The 26072-nt window shown below is 36.8% G+C and carries 19 protein-coding genes, 25 tRNA genes and 1 pseudogene; 34 read left to right on the top strand and 11 right to left on the bottom strand.

All coding sequences use genetic code 11. The annotated features are described in order from the left end of the window. Positions 1-160: 160 nt before the first annotated feature. From GLP24_RS01410 to GLP24_RS19805, 3 genes are all read right to left on the bottom strand, one after another. A complete protein-coding gene (locus GLP24_RS01410; protein ID WP_232615420.1) occupies positions 161-2305 on the bottom strand; it encodes an ExeM/NucH family extracellular endonuclease in 2145 nt (714 codons plus the stop codon). 53 nt (positions 2306-2358) lie between these two features. Then, positions 2359-3360 (bottom strand): porin, encoded by a 1002-nt coding sequence (locus GLP24_RS01405; RefSeq protein ID WP_152653297.1) that lies wholly within the window; start codon positions 3358-3360, stop codon positions 2359-2361. A gap of 271 nt (positions 3361-3631) precedes the next feature. Beyond that, a complete protein-coding gene (locus tag GLP24_RS19805) occupies positions 3632-3760 on the bottom strand; it encodes a hypothetical protein (protein WP_265576733.1) in 129 nt (42 codons plus the stop codon). Between the two features lie 258 nt (positions 3761-4018). On the opposite strand from GLP24_RS19805, the gene GLP24_RS01400 reads away from it, so the two are divergent. From GLP24_RS01400 to GLP24_RS01270, 27 genes and pseudogenes are all read left to right on the top strand, one after another. Next, positions 4019-4109: transfer RNA gene (locus GLP24_RS01400), tRNA-Ser, on the top strand. Between the two features lie 47 nt (positions 4110-4156). Next, a tRNA-Thr gene (locus GLP24_RS01395) sits at positions 4157-4232 on the top strand. Positions 4233-4241: 9 nt separating this feature from the next. Continuing rightward, a tRNA-Tyr gene (locus GLP24_RS01390) sits at positions 4242-4326 on the top strand. Between the two features lie 6 nt (positions 4327-4332). Continuing rightward, positions 4333-4408: transfer RNA gene (locus GLP24_RS01385), tRNA-Asn, on the top strand. Positions 4409-4507: 99 nt separating this feature from the next. Next, a tRNA-OTHER gene (locus GLP24_RS01380) sits at positions 4508-4597 on the top strand. Positions 4598-4915: 318 nt separating this feature from the next. After that, a tRNA-Ser gene (locus GLP24_RS01375) sits at positions 4916-5006 on the top strand. A gap of 47 nt (positions 5007-5053) precedes the next feature. Beyond that, positions 5054-5129, top strand: a tRNA-Thr gene (locus GLP24_RS01370). Between the two features lie 9 nt (positions 5130-5138). After that, positions 5139-5223 (top strand) — tRNA-Tyr (locus GLP24_RS01365). A gap of 431 nt (positions 5224-5654) precedes the next feature. After that, positions 5655-5745, top strand: a tRNA-Ser gene (locus GLP24_RS01360). A 47-nt stretch (positions 5746-5792) separates the two neighbouring features. Further along, a tRNA-Thr gene (locus GLP24_RS01355) sits at positions 5793-5868 on the top strand. 9 nt (positions 5869-5877) lie between these two features. Continuing rightward, positions 5878-5962, top strand: a tRNA-Tyr gene (locus tag GLP24_RS01350). 429 nt (positions 5963-6391) lie between these two features. Further along, a tRNA-Ser gene (locus GLP24_RS01345) sits at positions 6392-6482 on the top strand. 47 nt (positions 6483-6529) lie between these two features. Next, positions 6530-6605, top strand: a tRNA-Thr gene (locus GLP24_RS01340). A gap of 9 nt (positions 6606-6614) precedes the next feature. Beyond that, positions 6615-6699 (top strand) — tRNA-Tyr (locus GLP24_RS01335). A 6-nt stretch (positions 6700-6705) separates the two neighbouring features. Then, positions 6706-6781: transfer RNA gene (locus GLP24_RS01330), tRNA-Asn, on the top strand. 99 nt (positions 6782-6880) lie between these two features. Then, positions 6881-6967, top strand: a pseudogene (locus GLP24_RS01325). Between the two features lie 103 nt (positions 6968-7070). Continuing rightward, positions 7071-7156: transfer RNA gene (locus GLP24_RS01320), tRNA-Asn, on the top strand. 103 nt (positions 7157-7259) lie between these two features. Continuing rightward, a tRNA-OTHER gene (locus GLP24_RS01315) sits at positions 7260-7349 on the top strand. A gap of 318 nt (positions 7350-7667) precedes the next feature. Further along, a tRNA-Ser gene (locus tag GLP24_RS01310) sits at positions 7668-7758 on the top strand. Between the two features lie 40 nt (positions 7759-7798). Next, positions 7799-7875 (top strand) — tRNA-Asp (locus GLP24_RS01305). Positions 7876-7926: 51 nt separating this feature from the next. Further along, positions 7927-8002, top strand: a tRNA-Thr gene (locus tag GLP24_RS01300). Positions 8003-8011: 9 nt separating this feature from the next. After that, a tRNA-Tyr gene (locus tag GLP24_RS01295) sits at positions 8012-8096 on the top strand. A gap of 19 nt (positions 8097-8115) precedes the next feature. Further along, a tRNA-Gly gene (locus tag GLP24_RS01290) sits at positions 8116-8190 on the top strand. A gap of 6 nt (positions 8191-8196) precedes the next feature. Then, a tRNA-Asn gene (locus tag GLP24_RS01285) sits at positions 8197-8272 on the top strand. Between the two features lie 100 nt (positions 8273-8372). Continuing rightward, positions 8373-8462: transfer RNA gene (locus tag GLP24_RS01280), tRNA-Lys, on the top strand. A 747-nt stretch (positions 8463-9209) separates the two neighbouring features. Continuing rightward, the gene (locus tag GLP24_RS01275; protein ID WP_232615419.1) at positions 9210-10154 is read left to right on the top strand and encodes an IS1595 family transposase; all 945 of its coding nucleotides are present in this window, start codon (positions 9210-9212) and stop codon (positions 10152-10154) included. A gap of 92 nt (positions 10155-10246) precedes the next feature. Continuing rightward, a complete protein-coding gene (locus tag GLP24_RS01270) occupies positions 10247-10741 on the top strand; it encodes a hypothetical protein (RefSeq protein WP_232615418.1) in 495 nt (164 codons plus the stop codon). A gap of 181 nt (positions 10742-10922) precedes the next feature. Here the strand turns inward: GLP24_RS01270 and norW are convergent, their stop codons facing one another. The 3 genes from norW to GLP24_RS01255 form a co-directional block, all read right to left on the bottom strand. Continuing rightward, entirely contained in the window at positions 10923-12068 is a 1146-nt protein-coding gene (gene norW / locus GLP24_RS01265) for an NADH:flavorubredoxin reductase NorW (RefSeq protein ID WP_232615417.1), read from the bottom strand. A gap of 18 nt (positions 12069-12086) precedes the next feature. Beyond that, a complete protein-coding gene (norV, locus tag GLP24_RS01260; RefSeq protein ID WP_232615416.1) occupies positions 12087-13607 on the bottom strand; it encodes an anaerobic nitric oxide reductase flavorubredoxin in 1521 nt (506 codons plus the stop codon). A 218-nt stretch (positions 13608-13825) separates the two neighbouring features. Continuing rightward, the gene (locus GLP24_RS01255; protein ID WP_101769506.1) at positions 13826-14158 is read right to left on the bottom strand and encodes a hypothetical protein; all 333 of its coding nucleotides are present in this window, start codon (positions 14156-14158) and stop codon (positions 13826-13828) included. 246 nt (positions 14159-14404) lie between these two features. Between GLP24_RS01255 and GLP24_RS01250 the strand changes: the two genes are divergently transcribed. Together GLP24_RS01250 and GLP24_RS01245 are read left to right on the top strand one after the other, a co-directional pair. Next, a tRNA-Ser gene (locus GLP24_RS01250) sits at positions 14405-14495 on the top strand. A gap of 274 nt (positions 14496-14769) precedes the next feature. After that, positions 14770-15198: a hypothetical protein gene (locus GLP24_RS01245; RefSeq protein WP_232615415.1), complete on the top strand. Its 429-nt coding sequence runs from the start codon at positions 14770-14772 to the stop codon at positions 15196-15198. A 202-nt stretch (positions 15199-15400) separates the two neighbouring features. Here the strand turns inward: GLP24_RS01245 and GLP24_RS01240 are convergent, their stop codons facing one another. Together GLP24_RS01240 and GLP24_RS01235 are read right to left on the bottom strand one after the other, a co-directional pair. Beyond that, positions 15401-15589, bottom strand: coding sequence for a hypothetical protein (locus GLP24_RS01240; protein WP_232615414.1), 189 nt, complete (start codon positions 15587-15589; stop codon positions 15401-15403). Positions 15590-15836: 247 nt separating this feature from the next. Then, the gene (locus GLP24_RS01235; RefSeq protein WP_101769502.1) at positions 15837-16130 is read right to left on the bottom strand and encodes a hypothetical protein; all 294 of its coding nucleotides are present in this window, start codon (positions 16128-16130) and stop codon (positions 15837-15839) included. A gap of 448 nt (positions 16131-16578) precedes the next feature. Between GLP24_RS01235 and GLP24_RS01230 the strand changes: the two genes are divergently transcribed. Further along, positions 16579-19935, top strand: coding sequence for an Ig-like domain-containing protein (locus tag GLP24_RS01230; RefSeq protein ID WP_232615413.1), 3357 nt, complete (start codon positions 16579-16581; stop codon positions 19933-19935). Positions 19936-20066: 131 nt separating this feature from the next. Here the strand turns inward: GLP24_RS01230 and corA are convergent, their stop codons facing one another. Continuing rightward, entirely contained in the window at positions 20067-21020 is a 954-nt protein-coding gene (corA, locus tag GLP24_RS01225) for a magnesium/cobalt transporter CorA (protein ID WP_101769501.1), read from the bottom strand. A 485-nt stretch (positions 21021-21505) separates the two neighbouring features. Next, entirely contained in the window at positions 21506-22393 is an 888-nt protein-coding gene (locus GLP24_RS01220; protein WP_232615412.1) for a LysR family transcriptional regulator, read from the bottom strand. Positions 22394-22608: 215 nt separating this feature from the next. On the opposite strand from GLP24_RS01220, the gene GLP24_RS01215 reads away from it, so the two are divergent. Further along, positions 22609-23319: an SDR family oxidoreductase gene (locus GLP24_RS01215; protein WP_101769499.1), complete on the top strand. Its 711-nt coding sequence runs from the start codon at positions 22609-22611 to the stop codon at positions 23317-23319. Between the two features lie 34 nt (positions 23320-23353). Here GLP24_RS01215 and GLP24_RS01210 read toward each other — a convergent pair whose 3' ends face one another. Then, positions 23354-23716: a DoxX family protein gene (locus GLP24_RS01210; protein ID WP_045038794.1), complete on the bottom strand. Its 363-nt coding sequence runs from the start codon at positions 23714-23716 to the stop codon at positions 23354-23356. A 101-nt stretch (positions 23717-23817) separates the two neighbouring features. Between GLP24_RS01210 and GLP24_RS01205 the strand changes: the two genes are divergently transcribed. From GLP24_RS01205 to GLP24_RS01195, 3 genes are all read left to right on the top strand, one after another. Beyond that, a complete protein-coding gene (locus GLP24_RS01205; RefSeq protein ID WP_101769497.1) occupies positions 23818-24702 on the top strand; it encodes a LysR substrate-binding domain-containing protein in 885 nt (294 codons plus the stop codon). A 334-nt stretch (positions 24703-25036) separates the two neighbouring features. Beyond that, positions 25037-25486 (top strand): DUF417 family protein, encoded by a 450-nt coding sequence (locus GLP24_RS01200; protein WP_152654069.1) that lies wholly within the window; start codon positions 25037-25039, stop codon positions 25484-25486. Between the two features lie 99 nt (positions 25487-25585). Beyond that, positions 25586-25936, top strand: a complete 351-nt coding sequence (locus tag GLP24_RS01195) for a DUF3316 domain-containing protein (protein WP_152654058.1) — start codon at positions 25586-25588, stop codon at positions 25934-25936. The last annotated feature ends 136 nt before the right edge of the window (positions 25937-26072 follow it).

Raw genomic sequence — 26072 nt, 5'->3', positions numbered from 1 at the left:
AGTATCCTAAAAGAGATGAGGTATGATTACATCACTATATGAGATTCGATTTTATGATAATCATCACATTGCAAACATGAATAAACTGTAAATTATTAGAATTATCAATAATGTTACTTTCCAAAGTAAAGAGGCTTGTTAAGCCTCTTTCTTATATTGGTTATTTATTATTCTTTTTTCTTAATAAAAGTATTCCAAACAAGGAAATTAATCCCATTACACCTGTTGAACCACCGGAATGTTTATCTTTTTCCGTATCTTTGACCTGTTCTTTAATTTTTAAATCTATGACTGCAGGATCGTGATCCGATGCGCGGTAGATATCCTTATAACGAGGAGAACATGTATTTTTATTACAATTGTTTTTATCTGCATATTCTAATAACGTAGTTTCGCCAGCATTAATATTCCAATCTGTAGCATCGACAACCTTACTTTTTAGATCTGGTGATAATAGAATATAATCTAACGTACCAATATTATTTTGATATGAAAAGCTGTATGAATCTGGATGTAATTGACGGATGATATTGGTATAGCCATAATTTTTATTGATGACTTTACCTTTTGCTCCATATAATTGTGTACCTGTCTTTTCATCTCCACCAATATAAGTATATGCTGCGGCTTTAATAATATGATCTTTAGGTACATTATCTCGATTAGTTAATACTATGACAGGATCTTCATTTGCGTATGAATTTAAATCACCTATAATAATTTTTGAACCAGAAATTTTATCTAATTCCGCACCTAAATGTTCAGCAGCAGCTACCCGTAAATTCTCACATGAACCTTGCTTATCTGCATCAAGCTGTTTACCTGTATTTACATCTTCCCAGCAAGTAGAGCCTTTTGATTTAAAATGGTTAACAGAGATGGTTAAGGTTTTATCTGTGCCATTGATTTTAAAGGTTGGAGCAATGGTATCTCGTTGATGATTAATACCATTTTCGTTTCTTTTCTTATATTTTTCATCGGTATACTTAACGGCAGGTGCATGTTGCTCTGGCATTTTTATTATACGATACTGCTCTAATGTGACTTTATTTGGTTTGTAAATCACTTGGCTTGAAATCGCATCACCACCAACAAATTTTTCACCATTATTGGGTTTTACATAAGCGTAATGTTCTGCTGGATCTTTTATTCGATCATTAATCTTAGTAACTAGATCGTTAACGGCTGAATCTGATTTAAAACCATTATTTTCAATTTCCATTAGACCGACAATATCAGCCTGCATTCGCACAATGGCTTTAGCAATTTTAGTGCTTTGTAGGTCAAATTCCTCTTGTGTCATTGCGCCACGGTTTTGTTTTAATGGATTTTGAGTCTCATGCGTAAATGGGGAATTGAAGTAATTAAGAACATTAAAACTAGCGATTCGTAAATCTCCGCCTTGTTTTAATACTGGCGCATCAGTTCTATCGTTTGTATGAATAAATGTCTTTGTATCGGCCTCATTGGTGACATAGAAACGATAATCGCCATACGAATAACCTATTACACCTTCTAAGCCATCAACAACATCACCAATACGAATATAATTATCAGTTGTTCCGGTGCCGTTATCTGCACCAAAGGTTGGATACCAAGGAATATCACCGTTTGGTGCTTTGGTAAAAGATTCAATAACTAATAAATCATTGGGTTGTTTTGCATGAGAGGTTGTTGGCGCATGGGTTTGATTAGGGTGTACGTTGACAGTTCCATATGAAAGTAACATATTGCTACGGTACGAATTAAAATCAAAACCATAATTTTTTGTGACGTTTAGATCTGAATTCTCATTAATACGTATGAGCATTCCTTCGTAACGTTCTAAATCAAATTTATTGGCATTATCAAAGGTTAAAACAGTAATCGGCGGTAATGGGTTATCATTAGTTAATATTTTAATACTTTCGACATTAATTAATTTAGTCCACTTAAAATCTTCGCTAATATTTGCAATGACATTAACTTCTTGTCCTGTTTTCAAGCCTGTTATTTTGCTTGTTTGAACAAAAATACCATCAGATGTCTTAGGGTTATTATCTGTCGCGGCTTGCATGAAAAAGCCTTGTTTTAGATCTTTACCTAAATTATGTTGCTGAATAGCTGTAATAATACCGTTTACTTGATATTGTTGAGTCGATATATGTTTATCTAGGGCAATAGGAGTGTATTCGCCTTCTCCTTGAATACCTTGAATGGTTAATGTTTCTATTTCATTTTTGTCTTGATCATCAGCGGCATATAGTTGAAAACTAAATGATGAAATAGTGGCGCCAATAATTATCGCTAAAATATTTTTTTTCATGAATTACGTTCCATGTGTATAACAAGATATTTTATTATTCAATTTTTTAAGGCTTAAAACCAATAGTATGCTTTTAGATAACCTAATGTACCTGTATTTCCACCCATGGCAGCTTCTGCAACGAGTTTTACATTTTTGGCATACATATATTGCGTACCGATAACTACATGTTGGTCGTCTTTATCATTATTATCATCATCGTAAACATTACCCACAACATAACCTGTTAATTGGCTCGTAATGTCGTAAGAACCCGATAATACATATGTCATGCTATTTTTGTTTACACCATCACGGTCTGAATAAGAAGTGAATCCACCAATAGCAAATTTATTAATTTTATATTTACCGTGTAATGAATATAACTCGCCACGATTATGTACTGTTTCAGCTGCAGCAATGACGGTTAGGTTGTTAGTAAAGTAGCCGGCATAGCCATTAATAACTTCACCTTCTCGGGAATCAGTTACGTATGATCCTCTTTTCTTGAGGAATACGCCATTTTCATCATAGATGGATTGAGCATCTTGTTCGAAATCCCAACCTTTGGCTGAATATGAGATACCGACTTTTAAATCTCCAAATTCGCCACGGTATTTAATAGTGTTATCTTGATCGCCAGCTTCTGATACTTCATCGGCAAGTTGATTTGAGAAATCACCAAAAGCGTCATAGTGATCATAAGCAGTATCTGTTCGACCAAATTCTACTGTTTGTTTATCAGTTAAAAAATAACCAACATAAGCTTTATCAATAACTAATCTAAAGTTGTTTTCATAAGTCCAATCTGTGCGTTCGGCATCAATTTCTAATTTGGCATAAAATTTATTAGTTTGTCCTTTAATACCAATAGTTCCAAAAGAGTCATCAACATAAGATTTAGATTTATCGCCAAAAGGGGATTTGTCTCTTTTCGTAACAATGGTTCCACCAATTTCAGCACCACCATAAATATCTAATCTATCGCCATTAGCTTTTTTATAAATAGTGGCTGATTGTGCGAAGCTACTCATAAAGAGTGATGAAATAGCAATTACTAATATTTTCTTTTTCATTTTATTTACTCACAGATTAAATGCTTTGAGTAAAATACCTTTATGGAATAACTTTGGTGTAGCAATTAATGGCTCTAAATTCATATTTCTGATTGAAGTGTGATGTTCGGCAAAGCAAACGATTGCATTTGGGGTGAAATTTGGAGCAAGATCAATGTTTCAAATGGCGGGAGGTTAAAGAATTAACTGTATTGGTGATGATGATCTTTCATCTTATCGGGGATATTCACTTTTAGGCATATGATACGTTAACAATTAAGTCTTTATTTGATTAGCGTTTAATACTGTGTGTCGCCTCAATATTACCATGGGCTTGAATAATAGTGCCTTGAGATGAGCTACAACCATTTATCGCGATAGAGAATAAAAACAAGATAAAGATGTTTTTTACAGTAATCATTCATAAATCCAATGTGAGTAATGATATAACAAAGTCTACCTGTACTATTCATTGGTAACAAGGATGTAAAAATTAACTACTATGTTATAAAGTCCAGATTAGTATCAATGTATAGATAGATGACGTTCTAGCATTGATGGCTTATTGGTCTTATTTTGATTGTTTTTAGTAATGATTGATGGATAAAAATGCAGTCGATATTTTTTTTACTATTTTCACTTTACAGTGAGCTTAGTCAACTATATTATTCGCTGCATTGGAGAGATGGCTGAGCGGTTGAAAGCACTGGTCTTGAAAACCAGCATACGTTTATAGCGTATCTAGGGTTCAAATCCCTATCTCTCCGCCAAATTTAATTGTTGAGTTTCGACTTGGCAATAAAACAGAAATTAGTGTGCCGACTTAGCTCAGTAGGTAGAGCAACTGACTTGTAATCAGTAGGTCACCAGTTCGACTCCGGTAGTCGGCACCATTAAATTTCGGTGGGATTCCCGAGTGGCCAAAGGGAGCAGATTGTAAATCTGCCGGCATCGCCTTCGAAGGTTCGAATCCTTCTCCCACCACCATATAATTCCTTCTTAGTTCAGTTGGTAGAACGGCGGACTGTTAATCCGTATGTCACTGGTTCAAGTCCAGTAGAGGGAGCCAAATAGAGAAGCCTGCAAGCAATTGCGGGCTTTTTTACGTCTAAAACTTGGCAACAGTTGAATGGTAAAGGTGCGAATCTTCCTCCCGCCACCATATAATTCCTTCTTAGTTCAGTTGGTGCTCTTTATTGGGGAGATTAGCGGCCTGTTAATACACATGTCACTGGTTCAAGTCCAGTAGAGGGAGCCAAATAGAGAAGCCCGAAAGAAATTGCGGGCTTTTTTACGCCTGAAACTTGGCAAACAGTTGAATGGTAAAGGTGCGAATCCTTCTCCCACCACCATATAATTCCTTCTTAGTTCAGTTGGTGCTCTTTATTGGGGAGATTAGCGGCCTGTTAATTCAGCTGTAGTCGTAATGATAATGTTATTTATTCGATTGTTTTATGCTGTATAAACCAACAAATCGAATGATATTACAAATCATCGATTAATTGATGATCAGTTAAAAATCTTTTTAATATTATTACTTTACATAAAAAGGTTAGCACTATATTATACGCGGCATGGAGAGATGGCTGAGCGGTTGAAAGCACTGGTCTTGAAAACCAGCATACGTTTATAGCGTATCTAGGGTTCAAATCCCTATCTCTCCGCCAAATTTAATTGTTGAGTTTCGACTTGGCGATAAAAAAGAAATTAGTGTGCCGACTTAGCTCAGTAGGTAGAGCAACTGACTTGTAATCAGTAGGTCACCAGTTCGACTCCGGTAGTCGGCACCATTAAATTTCGGTGGGATTCCCGAGTGGCCAAAGGGAGCAGATTGTAAATCTGCCGGCATCGCCTTCGAAGGTTCGAATCCTTCTCCCACCACCATATAATTTCCTCTTAGTGTTACTGGTTTAAGATCGGTAGAAGAGGATGGTAGATAAAAAAGCTCGCAAGTAATTGCGGGCTTTTTTACGTTTAAAATTTAGTAAAAATAGGCTTCGAAGTTGCGGGGTTATTAGATCCCACCATCATATAATTTCCTCTTAGTTCAGTTGGTGCTCTTTATTGGGAAGATTGGCGGACTACTAATCAGTATGCCGCTAGTTCAGGTCCAGTAGAGTGAAGCCTGGACTTGAACTGAATGAGTAATGATGCTTATTTTTTATTTTAATGGCTATATTATTAGGCTATTAATTGTTGTATAAATCAACAAATTGAATGATATTCCCAATGATCGATTAATTGCTGATCACTTAAAAACCTTTTTAAGATTATTGCTTTACAGCGGAAGGGCTGCGCTATAGTATACGCGGTATGGAGAGATGGCTGAGCGGTTGAAAGCACTGGTCTTGAAAACCAGCATACGTTTATAGCGTATCTAGGGTTCAAATCCCTATCTCTCCGCCAAATTTAATTGTTGAGTTTCGACTTGGCGATAAAAAAGAAATTAGTGTGCCGACTTAGCTCAGTAGGTAGAGCAACTGACTTGTAATCAGTAGGTCACCAGTTCGACTCCGGTAGTCGGCACCATTAAATTTCGGTGGGATTCCCGAGTGGCCAAAGGGAGCAGATTGTAAATCTGCCGGCATCGCCTTCGAAGGTTCGAATCCTTCTCCCACCACCATATAATTTCCTCTTAATGTTACTGGTTTAAGATCGGTCGAAGAGGATGGTAGATAAAAAAGCTCGCAAGTAATTGCGGGCTTTTTTACGTTTAAAATTTAGTAAAATAGGTTTCGAAGTTGCGGGGTATTAGATCCCACCATCATATAATTCCCTCTTAGTTCAGTTGGTGCTTTTTATTGGGAATATTGGCGGACTGTTAATTCATCTGCCGCTAGTTCAAGTCCAGTGGAGTGGGGCCTGGACTTGAACTGAATGAGTAATGATGCTTATTTTTTATTTTAATGGCTATATTATTAGGCTATTAATTGTTGTATAAATCAACAAATTGAATGATATTCCCAAGGATCGATTAATTGCTGATCACTTAAAAATCTTTTTAATATTATTGCTTTACAGCAGAGGGGCTGCGCTATAATATACGCGGCATGGAGAGATGGCTGAGCGGTTGAAAGCACTGGTCTTGAAAACCAGCATACGTTTATAGCGTATCTAGGGTTCAAATCCCTATCTCTCCGCCAAATTTAATTGTTGAGTTTCGACTTGGCGATAAAAAAGAAATTAGTGTGCCGACTTAGCTCAGTAGGTAGAGCAACTGACTTGTAATCAGTAGGTCACCAGTTCGACTCCGGTAGTCGGCACCATTAAATTTCGGTGGGATTCCCGAGTGGCCAAAGGGAGCAGATTGTAAATCTGCCGGCATCGCCTTCGAAGGTTCGAATCCTTCTCCCACCACCATATAATTCCTTCTTAGTTCAGTTGGTAGAACGGCGGACTGTTAATCCGTATGTCACTGGTTCAAGTCCAGTAGAGGGAGCCAAATAGAGAAGCCTGCAAGCAATTGCGGGCTTTTTTACGTCTAAAACTTGGCAACAGTTGAATGGTAAAGGTGCGAATCTTCCTCCCACCACTATATAATTCCTTCTTAGTTCAGTTGGTGCTCTTTATTGGGAAGATTAGCGGCCTGTTAATACACATGTCACTGGTTCAAGTCCAGTAGAGGGAGCTAAATAGAGAAGCCTGCAAGCAATTGCGGGCTTTTTTACGTCTAAAATTTGGTAACAGTTGAATGGTAAAGGTGCGAATCTTCCTCCCACCACCATATAATTTCATCTTAGTTCAGTTGGTGCTCTTTATTGGGGAGATTAGCGGACTGTTAATCCGTATGTCACTGGTTCAAGTCCAGTAGAGTGAAGACAAATAAAGAAGCCTGCAAGCAATTGCGGGCTTTTTTACGTCTAAAACTTGGCAACAGTTGAATGGTAAAGGTGCGAATCTTCCTCCCACCACTATATAATTCCTTCTTAGTTCAGTTGGTGCTCTTTATTGGGGAGATTAGCGGCCTGTTAATACACATGTCACTGGTTCAAGTCCAGTAGAGGGAGCCAAATAGAGAAGCCTGCAAGCAATTGCGGGCTTTTTTACGTCTAAAATTTGGCAACAGTTGAATGGTAAAGGTGCGAATCTTCCTCCCACCACAATATAATTTCATCTTAGTTCAGTTGGTGCTCTTTATTGGGGAGATTAGCGGCTTGTTAATTCAGCTGTAGTCGTAATGATAATGTTATTTATTCGATGGTTTTATGCTGTATAAACCAACAAATCGAATGATATTACAAATCATCGATTAATTGATGATCAGTTAAAAATCTTTTTAATATTATTACTTTACATAAAAAGGTTAGCACTATATTATAAGCGCCATTGGAGAGATGGCTGAGCGGTTGAAAGCACTGGTCTTGAAAACCAGCATACGTTTATAGCGTATCTAGGGTTCAAATCCCTATCTCTCCGCCAAATTCTAGAAATACGATTTATCGGATTTCATTAAAGAATTGGAGCGGTAGTTCAGTTGGTTAGAATACCGGCCTGTCACGCCGGGGGTCGCGGGTTCGAATCCCGTCCGCTCCGCCAATATAAAGACATAGTGTTAATTTATTAACATGCTATGTAACGAAATTATGTGCCGACTTAGCTCAGTAGGTAGAGCAACTGACTTGTAATCAGTAGGTCACCAGTTCGACTCCGGTAGTCGGCACCATTAAATTTCGGTGGGATTCCCGAGTGGCCAAAGGGAGCAGATTGTAAATCTGCCGGCATCGCCTTCGAAGGTTCAAATCCTTCTCCCACCACCATAATTTGTAAAGATACATCGCAGGTATCGTATAATGGCTATTACTCCAGCCTTCCAAGCTTGAGATGCGGGTTCGATTCCCGCTACCTGCTCCAAACAATTCCCTCTTAGTTCAGTTGGTAGAACGCCGGACTGTTAATCCGTATGTCACTGGTTCAAGTCCAGTAGAGGGAGCCAAATAGAAAAGCCCGCAAGCAATTGCGGGCTTTTTTACGTTTGAAATTCAGTAAAAATAGCTTTCGAGAGTGCAGGGTACAGGATCTTATCACTAAACAATTCCCTCTTAGTTCAGTTGGTGCTTTTTATTGGGAAGATTAGCGGACTCTTAATCCGTGTATCACGGGTTCAAGTCCAGTAGAGGGAGCCAAATAGAAAAGCCCGCAAGCAATTGCGGGCTTTTTTACGTTTGAAATTCAGTAAAAATAGCTTTCGAGAGTGCAGGGTACTGGATCTTATCACCATATAATTCCTTCTTAGTTCAGTTGGTTTCTTTTTATTAGAAGCTTGGCGGACTGTTAATTCACATATCATTGGTTTAACTTCAGTAGAGGGAGCCAAATAGAAAAGCCCGCAAGCAATTGCGGGCTTTTTTACGTTTGAAATTCAGTAAAAATAGCTTTCGAGAGTGCAGGGTACTGGATCTCATCACTAAACAATTCCCTCTTAGTTCAGTTGGTGCTTTTTATTGGGAAGATTAGCGGACTGTTAATTCACATATCACTGGTTTAACTTCAGTAGAGTTAAGCCAAATAGAGAAGCCTGCAAGTAATCGCGGGCTTTTTTACGTTTAAAATTTGATAGTTGTAGGTTAATTGTTCACTGCTTACTATCGGCCAATCCTAAATAATTCCTTCTTAGTTCAGTTGGTGCTTTTTATTGGGAAGAGTAGCGGACTGTTAATTCACATGTCACTGGTTCAAGTCCAGTAGAGTGAAGAAAAATAGGAAAGTTCGTAATAGATAATGTTGGCTATTTTTTATTCGTATTTAATGATTTTTGGTATAGATTGAAATCGTTGTATGTCTTCTTTTTTCATAACCTGATTACCACTATTTAACAGCTACTGTTAAATTATCTCCTATACTTTAAGATATTGAAGTATAGGAGTAACGTTATGCCTAAGAATTCAATCCAATTTCAGAAAGGCTTCTCTATACCCGAATTTATGCAAATGTACGGGACAGAAATGCAATGTAAGGAACATTTATTTCATCTTCGATGGAAAAATGGTTACATTTGTCCCTACTGTGGGTCTAAAAGCTATTGTGAACTTAAATCACGGCCATTATATCAATGTAATAAGTGTCATCATCAGACGTCTTTGACGGCTGGTACTCTATTTTCTCATTCAAAATTACCGTTAACTACCTGGTTTTTAGCTATTTATCTCATCACTCAAGATAAAAATAGTATTTCAGCATTAGAACTAAAACGTAAATTAGGGATTTCTTACAACGCAGCATGGCGAATAAAACATAAGCTCATGCAAGTGATGAAAGAACATGATGATAATCGAAAGTTAAGCAATATCGTGCAACTGGATGACGCATATATTGGAGGTAAACAAAAAGGCAAGCGAGGGCGTGGTGCCGAAGGAAAAACACCCTTCGTATCAGCGATCTCTTTGAATGAAGAAGGTCATCCTATTTATATGCGGCTAAGTGTTGTTTCTTGTTTTAAAAAACAAGAAATCACAGAGTGGGCTAAAAAGAACTTAAAAGAAAAAACATTAGTTATATCAGATGGTTTACCCTGTTTTAATGGTCTGGTAGCAGCAGATATTATTCATGGTTCCTTATCAAAAAATGGTAAAGAACTTCATCAATATGAAGCTGCATTTCATTGGGTCGATACCATGATTGGTAACGTTAAAAATTCAATAAAAGGGACGTATCACGCGATTAGAGAAAAACATATTCCTCGTTATTTTGGTGAATTCTGTTTTCGATTTAATTATCGCTTTCGAGTTGAAGATATATTCAATACGCTGATTAAATGTGGTGCAAAATCACCACCGATGCCAGAGAAGTTATTAACCTTGGCTGAAGCTCGGTGGTAATCAGGTTTCATAAAGGAAGTTTTCATTTTAGTGACTATCAATTCATTAAATATAGGTATTTAATATAAAAACAATAATATTAGGACAACATGATGAAAAATTTTAATCATACCCACCATGATACTTTAGACTGTATTCATTCATTTGTTAAAGAACCCAATAAATTAATGCACTATTTATCTGAGTTCGATGAATGTTTAAGAACTGTATATGTTAATGATGCGGCTTTTATTATAGAAAATTTATTTGAACAAGAAATTGGAAAAGATACGATACTATTTCCAGAGATACATATTTATGATGTAAACACGGCGATTAGTGATGATTATAACGATTCAATAAAAAAAATGATTGATAAGTTACCTTCGCTTACATTATGTCTGATAAAACTTAAATGTGGCGAACTTCTTACTTTTGTTGATGCATTTTTCTGTAGTCGAAACACAGCACTTCTAATGTTAAAAAATCTAGAAAATCATCTTGATGAGCATAAACGCTCTTATCATGTTGAGTATCATGGTCTACCTCATAGCGAAATGCTTGAATCATTACATTGTAATGATAAGTTTGATCTTGAGAAAGTATAGATAGAATAAATATATTAAAATAAAAAGATATTTAAATTGATAAACTATTTATTTTAATATTTTATAAAAAATAGAATGGATGATTGAGTGATAGATCATTAAATATTTATTGTGAGAGTATCAATAAATGACAAAGCCCACCGTAAAAGTGGGCTTAAAGATATATATAATATCGATATTTTTATAATGCAGGAGGCAACTGTCTTAACAATGCAAATACTTGTTTTTGTTTATTATGAGAAGCGATAAATCCAATTAACGTTTGATCTGCTGTATGTGCTTTAGCAATATAACCGTCATGATCTCGTTCAATCTGCCAATGGATATCCAATGCGGTTGTGATCCCAGCTAAACTTAATGGTAACCACGGTGTTTTAGCTTTAATTAACATTGGTGGTAATGATAACGGTGTTGGTGTTCCTGCCAATGTTTTAGCCAGTGCTATCGCTGATAACATGATAGGTTGAATAAACGCACTAATTTTACCGTTGATCTCAGCACAATCGCCAATAGCGTAGACGTTAGTGGCTGAGGTTTGTAGCATATTATTGACAATAATTCCTCGATTAGTACAAATTCCAGCTTGTTGTGCTAATTGAAGCCTTGGTGCTAATCCCATAGCAGCAATGATGATATCTGTATGTATATCCTCTTTTCCCTGCTGTGAAATTATCATCTGTTCACCATCAGTGCTAATTTCACTGATTGTGGCATTTAACTGAAGGTCGATGTCTTTTTGACTTAACACTTGGTGTAGCTCTGCGGCAATAAAATCTGGCAGTAAAGCGGGCATCATGGCAGCGGCTTTATCGCACAATGTAATTTGTTTACCAGCGGTAGCTAAATCAATGGCTATTTCAGTACCAATTAAACCCGCGCCTAAAATAGTAATATGCTTTGCGGCATTTATTTGTAATTGGTTTTGCTGTAATTCAGACAGACTATTTAAGGTTATGATCTGATCGGTCGCATTACCTGCAAACTTCGGTATAAATGATATAGCACCCGTTGCAATAATTAACGAAGAATACTGCAATTGTTGTTGATTGAAATATACCCATTGTTGCGCAGTATTAATTTCCTTAATAACCGTTTCTGTTATTAACTGAATATTATATTCTGCTGCAAACTCAGCGGCGGTTTGTTTAATAAGATCTGTCGCTTGTTGATGACGACTAAATACATGGCTTAGTTCTGGTTTAGAATAATCAGCACCTTGATCCGCAGTTACTAAAGTAATGGCAGTATGTTGATCCAGTTTTCTAAACGATTTCACCCATTGGTAAGCAGCGAAGCCACTACCAATGACAATAATTGGATTTGACATTGTTAGCTCTCATTTCATTTAGTTGATAGGTTCAAATACTTCTTTACCAATACCACATTCTGGACAAAGGAAACTATCAGGCACATCTTCCCAAGCAGTACCAGGGGCAACATCTTGATTCGGTTCACCAAGTGCAGGATCGTAAACCCATTGACAAACAGTACATAACATTTTTTGACCACTGGTTGCTTGTGTACAACATGTGGTTTTTGTATCTGTTGCGGGTTCTACTTCAACAACGCCTGTTTGTTCTACTATTTCAGGAATATCAATCGCGACTTGTAGTGTTGCTGCTGGTGTTACTTTGGTAGTGAAAGGTGCGTAATGATCATAAGAACGTTCAGTTTGAGCCCATTCTTTAGCGATCTTTTTACCATGATCACGGCATTCTTGTAGTGCTTTACCATCTGGACGCCACTTGGTTTTAAGGCCAATGGTAGTAAAGAAGCCAGCATCAGTTAAGCGTGCATGAATACGATCAACAGCACCACCGTTCCAACCATAACTACCAAATGCACCCGCTTTTTTATTTTTAAAGCGTAAGCCGGTGATTTCTTCCAGTAAACCTGCAACTTTAGGCATCATGACATTGTTCATTGTTGATGAGCCGACAAGTATCCCTTTAGAGCGGAACATATTGGAAATAATTTCATTTTTATCATGACGAGCAACATTGAAAATACGTACAATGACTTGATTATCTTCTTCAGTGATCCCTTGTGCAATTGCATCTGCCATCATGCGGGTATTATTTGACATCGAATCATAGAAAATAGTAATGCGGTTTTCTTGATATTGATCGGCCCACTCAAGGTATTTCTCAATAATTTGAGTTGGATTATCACGCCAAATGACACCGTGTGAGGTTGCAACCATGTCGACTGGAAGGTTAAAGCCGAGAACTTCTTTAATCTTATTAGTAACCAGTGGGCTAAATGGTGTCAAAATATTTGCGTAATAACGTAGGCATTGATCAAGCAATTCGTTTTGGTCGACTTCGTCATTAAATAAACGCTCATCACAATAATGTTGACCAAAAGCATCATTACTAAATAGAACCGCATCTTCTGTCATGTAAGTCATCATGCTATCAGGCCAATGCAACATTGGTGTTTCAACAAACACTAATGCTTTACCATTACCAATATCAAGCGTATCACCTGTTTTGACGGTGTTAAAGTTCCACTCAGGATGATGGTGATGACCAACGATTGAGTCAATTGCGTTTTCAGTACAATAGATAGGTGTATTAGGAATGCGGCTCATTAATTCACTTAGAGCACCAGCATGATCTTCTTCAGCATGGTTAATAACGATAAAATCAATGTCGTTAAGATCAATTTCTTGTTCTAAATTTTGTAGGAAAGCTAATGTAAATTTGTGATCAACTGTATCGATGAGTACATTTTTGCCTTCACGAATTAAATAACTATTATAGCTTGTGCCACGGGTTGTTTTATATTCGGTACCATGAAAATCACGCACTTCCCAATCACGTTGACCAACCCAAGTAATATTGTTTTTAACATGAACAGCCATTTTTAAATTCCTTTAACGCTTTAAGTTGTATTTTGAATACATGTTATGTCGAGGGGTGGATTCTGTCAACCGTAAAGGGGTATTTAAAATGCATGTTATAATTTATTTGTTTGTTATCAATTAATTAATGTTTAAATTTGTTTTTGAACCGTCAATGTGTTGGCGGTTCATGATCGGAAGAAAATAATGAGAGGTGAGAATGATAATCAGCAGAGGTGTTAATTAAGATTAAAAACCAGCACAATAATAGTAATCAGGCTCACTGCATTGAGTACTGAATAGAGAATCGTTTTTGGCATGCTAAATGCCAAACTATTAAAATCTCGTTTTGAGCCAATAACCGTAATCGTTAAAGGTAATACAACCAATAAGCCAAATATCCAACGGATAGTATCAGTGATGGCGTAACCTATTTGAGTTTCAGCAACAATAAAACCTAGGATAGATAAAAGGAGGGTGGTGAGTGAAATTGCAAAGGTTCGATTGTAGGAATCCATTAGCTGAGCAAAAGCTTGATATTCTTCATCCGTAAAGTCTGATTTATTCGCCATGTTTTTTTCAATTTAATAATGAGGTAACTGTTTCTATTATAACGGATCATTGCTGATATAACGAAAATAAAGATAGTGACGCTAAAAGAGAAACATAGAAAGTGTTTGTTTAATAACCACAGATGAATGGTTTTAGTTATCTAACTGTATCTGTTAGGTAAAATACATTAAAAAACGTTTTAAAATTAATCAGTTGATCGTTTTTGAGTTTACAGCAGCTAATGTGAATTGTATTATACGCGCCATGGAGAGATGGCTGAGCGGTTGAAAGCACTGGTCTTGAAAACCAGCATACGTTTATAGCGTATCTAGGGTTCAAATCCCTATCTCTCCGCCAAATTACTAAAAAGCCAACATTTAGATGTTGGCTTTTTTTCGTCTGAATAAAATAGTGATGTATTTAATTGGTGCAATAAAAGCGGGTTCAAATCCTCTAATGCCCAAATCAGCTCCGCCACACATTAAAAAGCCGCTATTTATTAGCGGCTTTTTTACGTTTAAACAAAAGTACAGTAAACTTACAGCAGGGTTCAAATCCTTGCACCTTAAAAAGATGAAATAACCCGTTATCTATGTGAATATAGACGTTATTTGTTTGGAAAATAATAATAATGAGTTTTGAACAATGGGCTTTTATTGCTGATCTTTATACCCCAATGATTGTCGTTATGTGCGTTATTAGCATGGTGTTATTAGGACGTGAGCAGGGGTTGAGAAGTGGGTTATTCGCGCTGAGTGGCATATTGCTTTCAACGGCTTTTATTTATGCGGTTATGTTTCTCGATAATTCAGTCGGTATTTGGCCTGCGTTTAATTTGGATTACAGTACTCACACTGCTATTGCCTTAGTCTTTATTGGTTACTTTCTTGTATACAGTCCCAAATTAAGGGGAGTGATGGTACTTTCAATGGTCGGTTATGCTGCTTTAATGATGCATCAGAAGTACCATACATTAACTGACATTATTACCACCACAATCTGTGTTATGCCTGTCATCTTGTTGTGCCAATATAAATTTTCTGAAATGGCTAAGCGTTAGTTTTTTTTGTAATAATGACGTAATTGAGCTGATTAGCAATCTTGAGCTTAGACTTATGGCTATTCTTTGTGATTTTTAAATAAGTATTACGTTTTATAGTTGAGGTGTTAGTGGCAGTAAAGAAGAGAGATGATGTTTATCATACTCGCTGTGATGACAGTGAGTATGATCTCAATATTAAGCCGTCATGCAGGATATAGCGCTATCCTAAATTGGTCAAAATTTCACTTTCATTAAAATGAAGGCTGATAATATCGTTAAAATGCGTATATTCATCAATAAAAGGGACTTTAGCATCAATAACTTCAGCTTTATCTATCGGTAACCATTGACCATTAATGGTGACTTTCCAAATAGTCTCTTTTAGTTTGATATATATTTTGGGTTGCATCCTTTACCTCATACCATTTTGCGATGGAATAGCTATTATGAGTGATTAGTTGTCTTATGGTATCGAACATTAAGTAATCTTCAATTGATATTTACCATAATTAATACCTTTAGCACAAAATATTAGTCACAACATATCGTTAATTGGAATAATCGTTGTAAAAATACAGACTAAAGCTGTTTTTAATAAAAAAGCTAACAGCGATAACTATTAGCTTTTTTTATATGTAAAATATTAGTAAATAAAATTAATCTTCAAAATCAACAATTAGCTCGTCTTCTAAGTAATCCACCAAACATCCCAATGCTGGCGCAGAAACAATGTAAGAGGTGATTTCAGCCACTTCAGGTGTTGATCTGCGTAATACTTCTAATACTGTATGTTCTGGGTTATAAGCGACATTAAATTCTGTGGCAATCGTACAGCTGTCGTTATATTCATCGATAGACAATTCAATTTCACCATTGTATTCACCAATATCTGTATCAAAATTATCAACTAAAATTTCGATCATAGCTTCATAGTAATGTTGGTAATCCATTGATTTTAACCTATTCTTATCTAAAAAATGTGCTATCTAATACGTTAGCATTCATGTTGCTATGTTACCTTATTTCAGACCGACAAAAAGCCTTAATCTAAAATAATCAGTTATATATGACTGCATGATACTAAGTATTGAATTCGAGTCGTTACTGTCATAATGAAGGCGCGAATTATTACACTTCTCACAAATTCTTACGGTTTCTAATTACTCGTTACATCTTTTGGTGTCTTTTAATTGTTTGTTACACAAACCTATTAGTTAGAGTGGTGATAGCCATAATATTTAGTTATATAATATATGAAACCATATTGGTTAATAACACTTCATTAGTGAAAACAAAACATTAAATATAGATCGGTTGTATGGAATGCAACTATATAAGAATCATAGAGGATGAAATATTTAGGTCTGTTGAAACGAGTGGACATACTTAGGAAATTAAGTGAAAAAAACAAATAAAATAACAGCGGCTCTATTCAGCGTTATGATCAGCGGCAATGCATATGCTTCTGATGTTAATGTCGTTTCTTTTGTTCCTGGCAAAACAATAGTTCAGAATGGAGACATGGTTTCCTATAATGGCGAATGTTTCGTTGCAAAAAATAACCCAGGGGTATGGGAATCGCCAAGTGTTGATTCATGGTTTTGGGATGCCGCTGAATGTTCAGGTGAACCAAATCCAAATCCAAATCCAAACCCTGAGCCAGAACCTGAACCTGAACCAGAGCCGAATCCAAACCCAGATTTAGGTGGTATTATTACTTTCATTCCGGGTACAACCCAAGTCAAAAATGGCGATGTTGTGTCATATGACGGACAGTGCTTTATTGCTCAAAATAATCCTGGTCTATGGGAAGCACCAAGTGCTAGTTCATGGTTCTGGGCGTTGACTGAATGTTCTGGTGAGCCTTCACCTGAACCCGATGTGACAGAATTATCAATTTTATCTCCAGTAACTAGCCAGTTATTGAAAGTTAATGAAGCGATTGTAATCAAAGCCCGCATTGATGGTGAATTGGCAACTAAAGTTGAGTTTTGGGTTAATAATACTAAATTAGCTGAAAAAGCCATTGATCAAAGTAATCTACTTTATTCGCAAACTTGGACGCCAAGTGAAGCAGGTAGTGCAGCGATTAATATCTTTGTGTTTGATAAAAATAACCAAAAAATCGAACAAAAATCTGTTTCTGTAAAAGTAGAAGCCGAAGGTAATGACGACTTTACCGCGCCAGTGGTGACATTTACTTCACCAACGAATGGTTCAACTGTTAATAAAACTGACACTGTTTCTATTTCTATTAATGCATCAGATGCAGATAAAGACTTAACGACATTGGTTGTTAATGCGAATAACCAACAAATCTGTACATTTGATGCGGCTGTAGCAAATACATTTAGTTGTGATTGGCAACCGACTCAAACAGGTAGCGTAACACTGAGCGCTATCGCAACTGATGCACAAGCTCTTTCTTCTAGCACAAGTTTAAGTATTACCGTTAAAGAAGAAACGATTGAGCCGCCAGTAACACCTCCGGGTGGATTGTGTGAAGAGTTTAATGTTTACCCAGACTGGACGCGTGGCGATCATGCAACCACTGGTGATATTATGGTTAATAACAATATTGCTTATTCTGCAATTTATTGGACACAAAGCAAACCGGGTAGTGACAGTACATGGGCTTTACATCTAAATTGTGATGGTTCAGAACCTGGCACGGCGCCGCTTCTTTCATTACCAAATCCGATGGATCCTGTACGTCTGGAAGTCGCGGGTTGGCCAAATACCTTTGTGGTTGCAAGCCCATCTTTAACTGCTCCTGCAACATTAACGATTGAAACGAGTAATAGTGCAGATTTAGCTGATGTAGATAAGCTAACCGCTACATTTGTATCAATGATTGAAATGGCTGCACAAGCAAGTTCTTCATCTATTATTATTAATAGTGATGTGCTTGATAAAGCAACGCAAGATAAAGGATTGTCTTCAGAGAAGATTGCCGTTAAAGAAGCCCTAATTAAAGCGGTTGATAGTACTGGCAGCAAAATTGATATTGATGCGATCAATGCACTTAGCAATGATCTAAAAGGTTGGGCACAAGCTCATAACCTGATTATATCGACACTTGCACCAGAAGCGACGTTTGGTTGGTCTCTAAGTATTGGCGATTTTGCTTATAATCTTCATTCTGGTCGTCAATCTGTATGGAATGCGGCGTCTAATTACACAGCAGAGTTATTAAATAAGCTTGCGCTTTATAAAGCAGACAGTGCAACTAAAGCTGACTTTATTACATTTACTAAGCCAGAAACAACGGCAATGTTGTCAAATGAACAATGGCATAACGCACTAGAGTATGTTAAGCAAGTAACTGATTATGCTAAAGTTCCTGCAATGTTAGCGGATATGCCAACAGATCAAGCTGCTAACTACTTTATGGGTGATAGCTCGCATAAAGCGCAAATTCGTAAAGCGGCTTTCAGTAATATTTTTGCTATTTTGTTTAACAAAGATACGGCTACTTTAACCGATAAAATTGAACAGTATCAAGCGGTAAAAGTACCACTGTACTATGTGGGTGAAGAGTTAGAAAAAGGTTCATTAACACGTATTGAAGCGTTGAATAAAGAGTTAGCAAACGCAGAAAATGTGATGGACAATGAAGCATTCTTATATGAAACACCACAATCACAATGGATCCCATCGACTGTTTATAAGTGGAATGACTTCCTTGATGGCTTAAATGCGATGCATAACATTGGTGTTGCAGGCAATAAGTTCTGGTTATTAAATGATGAAGCAGATGATGCAACTAACATCACTTATGCCAAAGTTGCGATTGCTGCTTTCTTAGCACAAAGTATGCAAGAAACCATTCGTTACAACGCGTGTGATGAAAATAACTGGTCTGAAGTAAAATATGGTGCACCAGCCGATTATCCAATGTCAGCAAGTTGTGGTCAGTTAGGTCAGAAATACGCAGATTACGGTGTAAACCCTGATTCTGGCTTAGATTACGCTTACTCTTGTCCTCGTGATAATAAGATGGAAGTCAGTGCGCTAACACATGCTAAATGGTATGGCGCGCCAGCTCCAGTCTTTGCAGCGCCTAACGCTGTATTAGAAGAGCGCGGTTTGCTGGTTAATGGTCATGTTGGTCGTTGGACGAACAGCGGTCACTGTAATGATGTGCCAGAAAATGTAGATACGTCGAAGCAAGTATGGGAACGTGATGAATGTAAAACTTACGTTGGCCAAAAAGCGGGTACATTCCTTTGGGATGGTAGCAGTCAAGAAAGTGTTGAAGGTTGTGGCTGGTGGGGTCGTGGTGTAATTCAAACTACGGGTCGTCAGAACTTTGGTACCCTTAACCATTACTTAGGCCGTTCACACGTTGATCCTGCAACGATTGGTAAAACAATTGATGGTGTAACGGTTGAAGCACCACCGGCGAATCCATTATATGCAGATCTTGATTTATGTTCGAATCCAGGCTTGATTTGTAGCTCTGAAGAGAACAAAGAAATTAAGTGGATTGCAGGTTTATTCTACTGGGTAACATCAGTACAAGAATACTCAAATGAAGGTGGTCAATATGCCGATTGGAACTACTACAACGAAATTAAAAAGTACGTTGATGGTGGCCTGAAAGGTACACAATTTATTGATGACGTTTCAGGTATTGTAAACCGTGGCTGTCCTGACACCGTTTGTGAAAGTGGTGAAGTGCATAACGTTAAAGAGCGTCAAGCCAACTTTAAGTTAGTATTAGAAAAGTTAGGTGTTAAAGCACAATTATAACGGTTAACAAATAACAGTTATTTTAGACTACCAGTCAGTGATGATTGGTTATAAATAAGAAAGAACCCTGCTTTTGAAGTAGGGTTCTTTTTTTGTAAATAATCCGTCGTATAAATAGGATAAAGAGTAGCTTATAGCCAGCCTTTACGTTTAAAGAACAGATAAGGGGCGAAACCTGCCAAGATCATCAGCCCTAGCGCATAGGGGTAGCCAAACTCCCAATGAAGTTCAGGCATAAAATTAAAGTTCATTCCGTAACTAGAGGCAACCAATGTTGGCGGAAGAAAGACCACTGATACCACTGAGAATATTTTAATAATGCGGTTTTGCTCAATATTAATAAAGCCCATTGCCGCGTCCATTAGGAAGTTAACCTTTTGGAATAAAGATTCATTGTGCGGTAATAAAGAATCAATATCGCGTAACACTTCACGAGCTTGCTCTAATTCAATTTCAGGTAAACGCGCTTTGCGAACTAAAAAGCTTAATGCTCGCTGAGTATCCATTAGGCACAAGCGTATTTTCCAGCCAGCATCTTCTTGTTTTGCTAGATGCGATAAGGCTTGATCAAAATTGGCACCGGGTTTATTGCCACTTAAAATAGTTTTACCAATCGACTCTAGTTCGCTATAAATATCTTCAATAACGTCGGCAAGTTGTTCTATTTTCGTTTCAAATAGATCGAGCAATAATTCATAAGCATTGCCTTGCTGCAAACGCTGTGTACGAGCACGCATGCGATAAAGACGAAATGCGGGTAATTCACGTTCGCGTAAGGTAAATAAGCGACCATCTCTAATGGTAAAAGCTACTGTTGCATTGCTTACATAATCATCCATATCTTCATAATAAAAGAATGAGTGAATGTGTAAGCCATCTTCATCTTCAAAAAAACGCGCACTGGCTTCAATGTCTTCTAGTTCAGGGCGAGTTGCAAGGCCTTGTCCTAGTTCCTGTTGAACACGTTCGCGTTCTGCTTCATTGGGTTCGATAAGATCAACCCATAATGCTGATGAAATGGGATCTTTGGCTTCTAAATCTAAACGTTGTAAACGTAAATCGTTTAATGCGTATGCGTTCAGCATGTCTTATATCTCCACTAATGGCGATGATATAAAGAACACTTTAAAACACGATTTGAGGCTGATAAAAACAGCGTCGACCAATGCAAAACTGGAATAATAAGATTTTAAGCAGAAGCAACGAATATAAGGAATAGTGCATGCTGACAGTTAAACATTGTCAACTTACATACAAAAGCAGAAGAGGACAGATTAACGGAGAAAAATCTCATTCCAGTACCGACTGGGTGTGTTCAAAGCGGTGTCCTCTCAAATAATGGTGTGCACATGTTACATCTGACTGCAAAAGTGTTCAAGTTATGCTATTGCAACATTAGATTTTTTTTTAGGTGTGTTAAGTCAAAAGCTTATTCATGCACGATTAAGGTTTACTCACATCAGTTTGATTATTTGTTGATTAATTATAACGATAATTTATTATTTTGCGTGATTAAATGTGGAATTAAGTAGAATTATTGTTATTTAACGTTAAATATCAGATGCGGTGTTTAACTGAAATGTTCACTCAGAAAATCCAAAAAGACGCGAACTTTACTTGAAACTAATTGCCGATGTTGATAAATCGCATAAGTGCTTGTTTCATAGTGACACGGACTGAACGTCGATAGAGGGAGCAGTTGTATCAGTTTGCCGTTGTTAAGTTCTTCATCAATAGCCCATTGTGGCAGTAGAGCGATACCACCTCCGTTTAATATGAGTTGTTTTTGGCCATTAACAGAGTTGACCTCCATGTAATAAGGGATCTCTATTTTTGATGGTTTATTATTTAAGATATACCAATCATGCCAACCTTTAAATCCATAGACTAAGCAATCATGCTGGGCTAAATCTGCGGTTGTTTTAGGTATACTTCGATGTGCTAAATAGCTTGGGTTAGCACAAAGTATAAAATGATTATTCATGAGTTTTTTAGCGATTAAATTAGAATCGGGTAATCGGCCACTACGAATAGCGACATCGACATTTTCTTCAATTAGATCAACGATCCTTTCAGTAATTTCAATCTCAACTTTTATGTCAGGAAATGCGGCTCTAAATAAAGGTAGAAGGGGCAGTATTTTATTTTCACCAAACGCCACCGTTGCACTGATTTTAAGTCGACCTTTAGGTGAGTTGTGTACAATATTTACCGCACGTTTCGCCTCGTCAAATTCAGCGATGATACGTTTGGAATATTGATAAAATACCAATCCAGCTTCAGTTACGCCAACATTACGTGTTGTACGATCTAATATTCGAACATTTAATTCTGCTTCTAAAGCAGAAAGCTGTCTTGAAATAGATGAGGGTTGAACATCGAAAACTTGGCTTGCTTTGGATATGGAACCTTGTTCTACGACACAATTGAAATAAGCAAGGCGAGTGAAAAGACTCATATTAATGACTCATATAATAAAATTGATTATTTTAGGGGATGAATACCGTTCATCACCAAGATAGTACATGCTTATCTTATATTATTGATCCACTTTTTAAACATTAACGCTTACATAATTGCTTTTAAAGCAAAACTATATTGTCTGATCGTTGGTTCATGTCTCTAGTTATTCTCATTAATATGCAGATTCTGATTAATTGAGAGAAGAACAAAATGAATTCTATAAATACCGCTATTATTGCATCGTGCTTTTCTGTAACGGCACAACAATTAATTAAAAAACTGACCGCGACAGGAACCCATATCGTAGCGATTGGCCGCATTGGTGATGAAAATAGAGCTAAAGATTTAGAACGTAAATACTCGGGAAAGATTACGGTTTTATTGGGAGATCTTACTGATGAACAGCAAAGTCAAACATTGGTAGCAAAAGCAGCGGATATTTTGGGCCATGTTGATGCTTACTTTCATTGCTCTGGAATATATACATGGAGCTATTGGAAAGATATTGATGTTAATAAAGTAGTGGATCTATTTAATGTGAATTTTATGACCGCATTCATTTTTGGACGTGAAGTGTTTAAATTAATGGAAGCTCAAGGTGACGGTTGCTTAATGTTTGTATCAGCTCGAGATACCGTACGTAATATACCCGCAGGATTTGGACCTTATATGGCTTCAAAAATTGCATTGAATGCATTTGTAGAGAGCTTGGCCGCAGAAGGGGCATCATCAAATGTGTGTGTAAATGCCGTTTTACCTACGATTGTTGATACTGCTATAAATCGTGAAGCTATGCCTGATGCCGATCCTGCTACTTGGGTACATCCATCAGATCTTGCAGATTTGATGATTGATTTAAGCCAGCCCAATAAATCCTATTTAAGTGGTGCTTTGATAACCGTTAATAATAAGCTGCATTAATTTTTGGTTATTTTTACTCATATAATGTCTGATGCTAAATCGATCCTAAAATCATAGGCATGGCGACAATAACAGATAATATTAACGTTATTATTGAAGGGATAGCATCTTTTACGGTATCAAATCTAAAGTGAAAGAACATTGCCCCCGTTGATACGCATATAATAAAAGTGGCCCCGATAGTGCTGATTAATGGGCTGACCATGATCATTCCGATTAACAGCATTATTGCCCCTGTTGCTTCAATAATACCGACAATAAACATTATGCTACGGTTAAGTCCATAACGACGAAAAAAGGTCAATTGCGGTTCAAAGATGACTTTTACCCAGCCAAACATCTTAACTGAACTTGCGAATAAGAAAAATGCGATGAGTAGACCTTGAATAAATAGCATGATGTAAACTCCTTGATAAACGATAAGCTTATTAAAGCATTCCAATTGGAGATTAAGGAGGGTAGTATTTCGCTTATTATGATTCCAAACTGGAATGTGTCGTGGATAAATTTGATTGTTTAAAAGTATTTACTCGAGTTGCTCATTTAAGGAGTTTTACTGCTGCAGCGAATGAATTCAATACGACGCAAAGTGCGGTAAGTAAGAAAATCGCTTGGTTAGAAAAACAAGTAGGCGTGAGCTTGTTTTATCGACATGCCCGTGCGATTAGCCTCACTGAGAGTGGGCAACAATATTTAGGTTTAGCGTTAAATATTACCCATGAAATGGATTGCTTTGAATCTAATTTACGCCAAGAACAGGCAACTATTTCGGGGGTACTAAAGCTATCAGTGCCAAGTGCTTTTAGCACCCAGTTACTGTCTCAGCCTCTTAATCAATTTTTAAATTTACATCCGCAAGTTACCGTTGATGTTTCAGTGTCTGATAAATTTGTTGATTTACTTGAAGGTAATATTGATATAGCCATACGTGCTGCATATCTTAAAGATTCAGGTTTAAAAGCCAAATGGTTATTGGATAATGAATTGGTGTATTTTGCATCTCCTGATTATTTAAAAACGACTCCAGCCATTGTTGATATTGACGATTTACGTCAGCATAAATGTTTAACTTATTCTTTATCGACACCATCAAATCTATGGCGTTTCAATACGGGCAAAGAAATCGTAAAAATAAAAGTTAATGAACAAATTAGAAGTGATAATCCTGAGATGTTAGTTCAAATGGCTAAACTCGGTCAGGGTATAGCGGCAATGCCGAGATGGATGGTAGAACAAGATCTACAATCTGGCACGTTGATTTTATTACTGACACAATATGAAACCCAAAAATTACCCATGTATATGGTCTATAAAGACGCAGAACAGCAACCTCAACGTATTCGTTCTTTTATTGACTTTTTAGCGGATTACTTCAATTCTTGATTCTGTAGATACGTTTATTTTTATAGTTTAAGTCTGTCTAATAATCTTGATAGTCAGCTATTTGAGCAAGCCAAAGTTTCTCCTCAATCTCTCGCATAGTGAAACGCTTAGAAAGTAATGGCTTCACCTTTAGTGGATATGCCCTTACTTGTAATGATATTCAATCGCTTTCTTTGTTATTTACTCGCTATTAACTTATAGAAGTGTTTTTTGGCTAAAATAAACTAAACAGTTTAGTTTAAAGTTATTGACAGGTGCTGCTCTTCACTATAGATTAAACGAAACAGTTTAGTTCAATCATATAGGGATAGATGTGGATATTTTAAGAAAAAACATGTTAGCGCCATCAACGACAACAATAGGGTATAAAGTCGGTGTTTTTGGGGTTGTGTTAGTTTTATTGTGGATTGGTATTTTTAAATTTACGCCAACAGAAGCGGCAGCAATTGAACCTCTTATTAAAAATCATCCCTTAATGGGTTGGACATACCATTTTTTCTCAGTTCAAACCGTCTCTAATCTTGTAGGATTTAGTGAGATAGTCGTGGCGATTGGACTTTTTTATGGTTTCTTTAACCCTAAGGTCGGTTATATCTCAGGTATTGTTGCCAGTGCTATTTTTATAGTGACACTCAGTTTCTTATTTACTACACCAAATACTTGGAAAATAGTCGATGGCGTTCCTATTGCAAACTTCTTCTTAGTTAAAGATATTCTATTTTTAGCCATTGCAATAATGGTTGTTGAACACAATAAAAAATTATTACCTCATAAATCTCAATAGTGACTTTGTGATAACAGTTAGTTTGGATAAATCATACTCTGGTGCATTAATAAATCATCAGTAGCAAACAAGTAATTATAAATAAATGGAACTCAAATTATGAAAAAAATATTTTTAGCCACTTTAGTCTTTTTATTCTCATCTTCTATTTTTGCACAAAATATAGGGAATAATTCCGACCGTTTAGGTGACAAACAACTTAAAACTGCAGTTATGCAAGATAAAAGCGCAGCAGTGGTCGCGGGTAATAACATTAGAGATAATTTAGACACCTTAAACAGTCTGGAGTTAAGTAAAAAACTTAATATATGGCGAAATACATATAATTCTACCAAGCTGAAAAATACGTCTATGACTATTGATGAATTATATGCCCAGAATGGTACGGTTAGTTATCAAGCTATTGTAAATGTGAGATATCAATACACCGTTCGTGAGTCAAACAAGTAACGTTAACAAAGAATGACCGTCTATCAAGGCGGTCTTTATCTGTAAGGAATATGAAAAGAAAAGAATATGGGACAGCCATAACTTTTATAAAGAGCAACCAAGCACCAAGCAATAGGCGAGCAATAAAGGACAGCCA

This window comes from Photobacterium carnosum, from assembly GCF_021236965.1.
Classification (GTDB): Bacteria; Pseudomonadota; Gammaproteobacteria; order Enterobacterales; family Vibrionaceae; genus Photobacterium; species Photobacterium carnosum.
This window is presented reverse-complemented; position numbering and strand designations above follow the sequence as displayed.